Origin of the sequence: Ralstonia sp. 1138, assembly GCF_040544795.1 — a bacterium.
In the GTDB taxonomy this organism is placed as follows: domain Bacteria; phylum Pseudomonadota; class Gammaproteobacteria; order Burkholderiales; family Burkholderiaceae; genus Ralstonia; species Ralstonia flatus.
Genome location: NZ_JBEPKQ010000023.1, coordinates 1 through 1,709, shown reverse-complemented (window position 1 = coordinate 1,709; position 1,709 = coordinate 1). Strand labels below are relative to the sequence as shown.

The 1,709-nt window shown below is 63.7% G+C and carries 1 protein-coding gene; it reads right to left on the bottom strand.

What is annotated here, in order from left to right; translation table 11 throughout:
• A partial coding sequence (locus ABIC76_RS25530; RefSeq protein WP_502947910.1) for a beta strand repeat-containing protein occupies window positions 1-1,709 on the bottom strand: 1,709 nt, incomplete at both ends.

Genomic DNA, 1,709 nt, shown 5'->3' with positions numbered 1-1,709 from the left:
CCCAGCGTCGCGTTATACGTCGCATAAGTCGTGGCCCCAGTGCCGCCGGTCACCACTGCGTCCAATGCCCGCAGGTTGTCATTGCCCGTGTACACCGTCAGCGTCGAGGTGTTCGGCAGCGCAATCGATCCACCCGACACCAGCACATCCCCTGCCGCATCCGTACCGTTGGCGAGACCCGAGGCGCCACCCGAACCGGCGATCAGCGTCATGTTGGCGCCGCTCTTGAGGGCGCCCGCCAGTGTCAAGTTGCCCGTGGTGTTCGCCGTCAAATTACCACTTACGTTCACCCCGCGCAGGTTGATTGCACCCGTTCCGTTCACGTTGGTATTTGCAGCCGTGATGTTTGCTGCCGCGAACGTCGTGCCGTTACTCATGGTCACGTTGGCCGCGTTAGTGGTGGGAGCCCACGCGCCCGTGATGTTGACACCACCGTTGGTGATATTGACACCACCGCTGAACGTGCTGCCACTACCGCTCAGCACCGTCGTGCCCGCGCCTGCCTGCGTGAAGACGCCAGGACCGGTGATGTTGTTGGCAATGTTCGGCGCACCGCTGAAATTCAATGCCAGGTTACCGTTGATCACGAAACCGCTATTGCTACTGAAGCTCGCGTTCGTGCCGCTCAGGGTATCGGTGCCATTAAACGTGAATGTGCTACCTGCACCGCCTGAACCAACGGCACCAGAATTACTAGTAGCCAAGGCACCAGCACTACCAGCACCGCCGTTTGTTCCCGCTGCCCCACCAGCCCCCCCCGTGCCGACATTACCGGACCCGCCCGCGCCGCCGGCTCCGCCCGTCGTACCTGCAGTCCCACTCTGTCCGTTATTCGAGGCGTAAGTCCCAATACCAGCACCAGCACCACCACCCCCACCACCATTCCCAGTCACCATAGTGACTTGCGGTGCCGTCACGGTCCCGGTGTTAAACGTCACACCACCGCCTTGCCCACCGGCACCACCAATTCCACCGCTCGCAGCGGGCGTGTGGTACGAACCTGCTGCACCGCCACCGCCACCGCCGCCGCCACCCGCACCGCCACGCACGCTAGCGCTGCTTGTTCCAGTAACCGTTGCAGCAATCGTCACGGCCCCACCTACACCGCCCGCACCGCCTGTACCGCCAGGTTGCTGGTTGAACAAGGCGGAGGGGTTGCTCGACGTCGGTTGACCACTCCCGCCGCCGCCGCCGCCGCCTGCGCCACCGGTAATATTGACGTTCGTCGCATTGATAGCGCCGGAGACCGTGACGGCACCGCCTGCGCCGCCCGCACCACCGTTCACAATACCGTTGACAGTATTTACGGCTGTAGTCGATCCGACACCACCGTTGCCACCCGTCAGCGTCACGTTCGCCGCAGTAATCGCCGTGCCTGCAGCAACGATGACACTACCTCCCGCACCTCCTGCCACGTTATTACCAGTCGCATTGGTTCCCGCCCCACCCGTGGCCGTAAAGCTTCCGCTACCCAAGCTGATGTTGGCGCCGATGGTCACGTTCTGCCCATTGGCCGCCAGCAGGGTCAGGTTGCCCGAGCCCGTCGACGCAATATCCGCCGCCACGTTGATCCAGCCCGCGCCGCCCGTACCATTGCTCGCATTGAGCGTCACGCTCGTGCCGCCCTGCAGCGCCGTCGACAGGCTGCCGTTGTTCACCGTCACCGGGTTGCCCGTCGGCGTGAACCACGGCGTGTAGTTCGCATCCGC